This window comes from Methylopila musalis (assembly GCF_042679725.1).
In the GTDB taxonomy this organism is placed as follows: domain Bacteria; phylum Pseudomonadota; class Alphaproteobacteria; order Rhizobiales; family Methylopilaceae; genus Methylopila; species Methylopila musalis.
On record NZ_JBHTMX010000180.1, the window covers coordinates 1 to 5,828 of the forward strand.

The 5,828-nt window shown below is 73.6% G+C and carries 5 protein-coding genes; 4 read left to right on the forward strand and 1 reads right to left on the reverse strand.

Annotated elements, in window-relative coordinates; genetic code table 11:
• The 3 genes from ACFQ4O_RS14370 to ACFQ4O_RS14380 form a co-directional block, all read left to right on the forward strand.
• Nucleotides 1-790 (forward strand): LutC/YkgG family protein (locus tag ACFQ4O_RS14370; protein ID WP_378776513.1); only part of this gene is annotated, 790 nt, incomplete at its 5' end.
• Nucleotides 791-941: 151 nt separating this feature from the next.
• Nucleotides 942-2,246 carry a methyl-accepting chemotaxis protein gene (locus tag ACFQ4O_RS14375; protein WP_378776515.1) on the forward strand — a complete coding sequence of 435 codons (1,305 nt, stop codon included), beginning with the start codon at nt 942-944 and terminating at the stop codon, nt 2,244-2,246.
• A gap of 89 nt (nt 2,247-2,335) precedes the next feature.
• Nucleotides 2,336-5,068, forward strand: a complete 2,733-nt coding sequence (locus ACFQ4O_RS14380; RefSeq protein WP_378776517.1) for a bifunctional acetate--CoA ligase family protein/GNAT family N-acetyltransferase — start codon at nt 2,336-2,338, stop codon at nt 5,066-5,068.
• Nucleotides 5,069-5,073: 5 nt separating this feature from the next.
• Here the strand turns inward: ACFQ4O_RS14380 and ACFQ4O_RS14385 are convergent, their stop codons facing one another.
• On the reverse strand, nt 5,074-5,310 hold the full coding sequence (locus tag ACFQ4O_RS14385; RefSeq protein ID WP_378776519.1) for an Lrp/AsnC ligand binding domain-containing protein: 237 nt from the start codon (nt 5,308-5,310) through the stop codon (nt 5,074-5,076).
• 167 nt (nt 5,311-5,477) lie between these two features.
• Between ACFQ4O_RS14385 and ACFQ4O_RS14390 the strand changes: the two genes are divergently transcribed.
• Nucleotides 5,478-5,828: flavin reductase (locus ACFQ4O_RS14390; protein WP_378776521.1), on the forward strand; the 351-nt coding region annotated here is incomplete at its 3' end.

The window sequence follows — 5,828 nt, forward strand, 5'->3', positions numbered from 1 at the left end:
CGGCCCGCGGGAGCGGATCGCGCTGTTCGTGGAGATGGCGCTCGCCTCCGCCGCGACCGTGGACGTGGTGCGCGACGAGGCCACCGCCCCCGGCGCGGTCGCGCGCTTCCTCCGTGACCACAATCTGGCGCCCGCGCTCCGCCGGGGCGGCGACGCCCGGCTCGCGCGTCTGCCTTGGGGCGAGACCGCTCTGACGGTCGCCGAGGGGCGCAGCTTCGGCGACGATCCGGTCGGTCTCAGCGCCGCCTTCGGCGCGGTGGCGGAGACGGGCACGCTGCTGCTCACCTCGGGGCCGGACAATCCGACCTCGCTCAACTTTCTGCCGGACACCCATGTGGTGGTCCTGGACGCAGCCGATGTGGGCGCGACCTACGAGGAGCTTTGGGGGCGGGCGAGGGCGCGCTACGGCGCGGGCGTGCTGCCGCGGGTGGTGAACTGGATCACCGGCCCGTCCCGCTCCGCCGACATCGAGCAGATCCTGCTCATGGGCGCGCACGGGCCGCGCCGTCTGCACGTGGTGCTGATCGATCCCGACCATGCGGCGGACGAGGCCGACGCGGACGTGGCGACGCCGGCGGGCTCCACGCCGGCGGGGCCGCAGGGCGGTTCGACGCTCGCCGTCGCGCCCTCGGCCGACGGGGGCGGCGGCGGCGATCAGCCCTCCACGCCGCCATCTCCCGCCAAGCCGTCGGAGACGCCGGACGAGAAGCAGGAGGAGGACGAGCGGCTCGACGAGGAGCTGGACGACAGCTTCCCCGCCAGCGATCCGCCGTCCCAGACGCAGCCCTGACGGGCGAAGGAAGCCTGGCGAATTGATCGGGAGCGGAAGACGCGCCGCGCCGCGCCTCGTTAACGAGGGATTGGGAAACCACAGTTATCGATATCTCAAGGGCGTCGCGCAGCGGCCCGACCCTGCTCCCTCGCTGCATGAGCTGTTGTCGATGTCGTTCGGTTGGCCCTTTCCCGCTTTTCCCGCGCAGGCCCGTTTCGAGGAGCTGAGCCGTTCAGGCGTCTGGGCGGAGTGCGACGCCGGGGGCGTCATCCGGGCGGGCAACGCGAATTTCTTCGACCTGTTCGGCGCCAGCCGGGACCTCGTCGGCCGCAGCTACGCGACGCTTGCGGCGGAGACGCGCGAGGCGCGCCGCAAGGCCGCGTTCGACGCGGCGCAGGTGGAGGCGATCCGCCGCTCGCAGGCGGTGATCCAGTTCACGCCCGAGGGCGAGATCGTCGACGCCAACGAGAACTTTCTCGCGGCCACCGGGTATCGGCTGGACGAGATCGTCGGCCGCCATCACAGCCTGTTCGTCTGGCCGGAGCAGGCGGACACGGAGGAGCACCGCGCCTTCTGGCGGGAGCTGCGCGAGGGGCGGTTCAAGAGCGGCGAGTTCCGCCGCCGCTCCAAGTCCGGCGGTGAGGTCTGGCTGCAGGCGACCTACAATCCGATCATGGACGAGCAGGGCGCCGTCGTCGGCGTGGTGAAGTTCGCGATCAACGTCACCGCCGCCCATGACGAGAGCCATCGCCGCGCGCGGCTGAGGACCGAGATCGACGGCGAACTCGCCCGCATCGGCGAGCGGGTGGGGCAGACCAGCCGGGAGGCGGCGAACGCCGCCGACGCGGCCGAGGGCGCCTTCGCCGGCGCGCAGAGCGTCGCGCAGGGCGCGGCCGAACTCTCCATGTCGATCGAGGAAATCAGCCGCCAGCTCGACGTGGCGCTCGCCACCACGCGGGAGGCGGTGGAGGTGGTCGCCGCCGCGTCTGGCCGCGTGCGCAGCCTCGAAGCCTCCGTGGCGGAGATCGGCTCCATCACCAACGTCATCCGCGACATCGCCTCGCAGACCAACCTTCTGGCGCTCAACGCCACCATCGAAGCCGCCCGCGCCGGCGAGGCCGGGCGCGGCTTTGCCGTGGTCGCGAACGAGGTCAAGACGCTCGCGGCCCAGACCGCGACCGCCACCGACGTGATCTCGAGCAACGTGACCACGGTGCAGGGCTCCACCTCCAGCGTGGTCGGCGCGATCAACGACGTCGTCGCGCTGATCAACCGCATCCATCAGGCCTCGGGCGGCATCGCCGCGGCGGTGGAGGAGCAGTCGGTGGTGACGCGCCACATGTCCGTCGGCATGAGCCAGGCGGCCGGCTCCTCCGAGAGCGTCACCCGCAGCCTGAGCGAGATCGCCGCCGCCGCCGGCGCGATCGACGCCGCCACCCGGCAGGTGCAGGAGGCGTCCCGCGCCATCGGCTGACGGGCGAGGTCGGGGCCCGCGCGAAAGACGGGTGCGGCCTGCGCGGTTCAAGGGTAGGGTCGCGTCACGCTGGGAGCTCCCGAACGCCCATGTCGACCCGCAATCTCGACGCCGTCTTCGCGCCCCGCGCGGTCGCCCTCGCCGGGGGCAGCCCGCGGCCGGGCAGCGTCGGGCGGGCGGTGCTCGCCAAGCTGAAGGACGGCGGCTTCTCGGGGCCGATCCGCCTCGTCAATCTGGACCACGCCGAGATCGACGGCATCGCGTCCGCGCCGGATTTCGCCTCCCTGCCGGAAACGCCCGACCTCGTGGTGGTGACGGCGCCGCCCAACGCCGTGCCGGGCGTGCTCGACGCGGCCGGGGCGGCCGGCGCCCGCGCCGCGGTGGTGGTGACCAAGGGGCTCGGCTTCGGCCCCGGGTCGCTGCGCGACGAGGCGGAGACCGCCGCGCGCCGTCACGGCATGCGGCTGATCGGCCCCGGCTGCCTCGGCGTGCTGAGCCCCCATGTGGGCCTTAACGCCAGCTTCGCGCCCCACGCCGCGCCGGGCGACATCGTGCGGCTGTTCCAGTCCGGCGGCGTGGTGTCGGCGGTCATCGACTGGGCGGGCGCGCGGGGCATCGGCTTCTCGGGCGTCGTCTCCTTCGGCGACATGGCGGATGTGGACGTGGACGACCTGCTCGACCACTTCGCCACCGACCGGCGCACCCGCGCGATTGTGCTCTACGTGAACGCCGTCACCGACGCGCCGCGCTTCCTGTCGGCGGCGCGCGCCGCCGCCCGCGCCAAGCCCGTGGTGGTGATGAAGGGCGGCCGCCACGCGGCGGGCGCCAAGGCGGCCGCCACCCACAGCGGCGCGCTCGCCACCTCGGACGCCGCCTATGACGCCGCCTTCCGCCGGGCGGGCCTGCTCCGGGTCTCCGATCTCGCCGACCTGTTCGCGGCGCTGGAGACGCTGGCGCATGTGTCGCCGCTGTCCGGCAAGCGCATCGCCATCGTCACCAACGGCGGCGGCCTCGGCGTGCTGGCGGTGGACCGGCTGATCGATCTCGGCGGCGTGCCGGCGACGCTCGGGCCGGCGACGGTCGAGGCGCTCGACGTGGCGCTCGCCTGCGACTGGTCACGCGCCAATCCCGTCGATCTCGCCGGCGACGCCACCCCGGCCCGCTACGAGGCCGCGCTCGACGCGGCGCTGGCCGACAAGGGCGTGGACGCGGCGCTGGTGGTGCATGCGCCCACCACCCTGTCCGAGCCGGTGGCCTGCGCCCAGGCGGTGGCGGCGAGCGCCCGGCGCGGGCGCAGCCGGGTCTACCCGCCGAAGCCCGTCTTCGCGGCCTTCCTCGGCTCCGACGCCGGCTCCCGGCGGGTGCTGGAGCAGGCGCACATCCCGTTCTTCCGCACGCCGGAAAGCGCGCTCGCGGGCCTGATGCATCTGGTGCGTCATGTGGAGGCGCAGGCTGCGCTGGTGGAGACGCCGCCCTCGCTGCCGGACGATTTCGCGCCCGAACCGGCGCGGGCGCGGGAGGCGCTGAACTTCGCGCTCGGGTCCGCGCGCGAGTGGCTGTCGCCGACCGACGTGGCCGAGGTGCTCAGGGCCTACGACATCCCCGTGCTGCCCCACGCGGTGGTGGACACGCCGAAGGCCGCGGCGGAGGCGGCGGCGGCCTTCCTGTCCACCGGCGGCGCGGCGGTGCTGAAGATCGTCTCCGAGGATCTGTCCCACAAGGCGGCGGTGGGGGGCGTGCGTCTCGCGCTCGATTCGCAAGCCGCGGTGGAGGAGGCGGCGGTCGCCATGCTCGCCCGCGTGGCGGAGCGCGCGCCCGACGCCCGGATCGAGGGCCTGCTGGTGCAGCCCCATGTGCGGCCGCAGGACGGGATCGAGCTGTTCGCCGGCCTTTACGACGACCGCACCTTCGGCCCCGTCATCGCCTTCGGCGCGGGCGGCGGCGCGGTGGAGATCGTGCGCGACGTGGCGCTCGCCTTGCCGCCGCTGCACATGGGCCTCGCCCGCGACCTGATCGCCCGCACCCGGATCGGCGCGCTGCTCAACGGCTACGAGGGCGTTCCGGCGGTGGACGTGGACGCCATCGCCCTCACTCTGGTGAAGCTCGCCCAGCTCGCGCAGGACATGCCCGAGATCGGCGAGCTCGACGTCAACCCGCTGCTGGCGACGCCGCGCGGCGTGGTGACGCTCGACGCCCGCGCCCGGGTGCGCATGGCGCCGCGCAACCTGCGCCCCGGCCCCGCCAACCTGCGCCTCGCGATCCGGCCCTATCCGAAGGAGTTCGAGACGCGGGAGACGCTCTCCGACGGCTCCTCGCTGGAGATCCGCCCCGTGCGGCCGGAGGACGAGCCCGAGGTGGCCGCCTTCTTCCGCGCGGTGGAGCCGGACGATCTGCGCCAGCGCTTCTTCACGCCGGTGAAGGAGGTGCCGCGCGCCTTCATCGCCCGCCTGACGCAGATCGACTACGCCCGCACCATGGTGCTGCTGGCGATCGACGCGGCGGGCAAGGTGGTGGGGCTCGTCCAGCTTCACGCCGACGCGGACGGGCGGGAGGGCGAATACGCCATCCTGCTCAGCTCCGACCACAAGGGCCGGGGCCTCGGCTGGCGGCTGATGACCCAGATGATCGAGCGCGCCCGCGACGAGCGCCTGCGCTGCGTCACCGGGCAGGTGCTGGCGGAGAACGGCGCCATGCTCGCCATGTGCCGGTCGCTCGGCTTCGAGGTGCGCATCGACCCCGAGGACACGGGCGTGCGCATCGTCACCCTGCCGCTGCAGGACCGGCGCCCGCAGACCGCGGAACGCCGGCGTCCCCGCTCGTAAGGCCGTCAGAACGCCTTGTAGGTGATCAGGGTGTAGGTGTCGCGCACGCCGGGCGCTGTCTGGACGTTGCGGCTGACGAAGTGGCCCACGTCCACGCCGTCCTCCACGTGGTACTTCACGATCAGATCGTAGTCGCCGGCGGTGGAGTAGATCTCCGAATGCAGCTCGAGGTCGGCGAGGTGCTGCGCGGTCTCGTAGGTGCGCCCGAGCTGGCACTTGATCTGGACGTAGAAGGTCTGCATGGGCGCGGGCGCCTCCGGCGGATGGGACCGCGACCATAGGGCCGCGGGACAGGCGCCCGCAACGGCGCGCTGACGGCGGCGTCATATGCGGCTATGAGAGGCCGCCGCTCCGAAGGACCGGGGCGCGCGAGGTTCCGCGCCGCGGGACGAGGACGGAGTTCCGACGCGTGACCGCATCCGTGATCCTGCCCGGCTTGGACGGAGCCGCCTTCCGCCAGGCCATGGCCGGGGTGCCCATGGCGGTCCACGTGGTCACGACCGACGGGCCGGCGGGGCGCCACGGCGCAACCGCGACCGCGGTCGCGAGCGTCACCGACGATCCGCCGACGATTCTCGTGTGCCTCAACCGCGCCAGCGCCATTGCCGCCCGGGTGCGGGACAACGGCGTGGCGGCGGTCAGCGCGCTCGCCGCCGCCCATCAGCCGGTGGCGGAGGCCTTCGCGCGCTCGTCCAAGGGCGCGCCCGACGGCCGGTTCGATCTCGGCGCGTGGGACACGCTCGCCACCGGCGCGCCGACG

Bases quoted from the DNA above. Each gene is read 5' to 3' on its own strand.
- ACFQ4O_RS14385 (WP_378776519.1), bottom strand. From the start codon at position 5,310: ATGCAGACCTTCTACGTCCAGATCAAGTGCCAGCTCGGGCGCACCTAC.
- ACFQ4O_RS14380 (WP_378776517.1), top strand. From the start codon at position 2,336: ATGTCGACCCGCAATCTCGACGCCGTCTTCGCGCCCCGCGCGGTCGCC.
- ACFQ4O_RS14375 (WP_378776515.1), top strand. From the start codon at position 942: ATGTCGTTCGGTTGGCCCTTTCCCGCTTTTCCCGCGCAGGCCCGTTTC.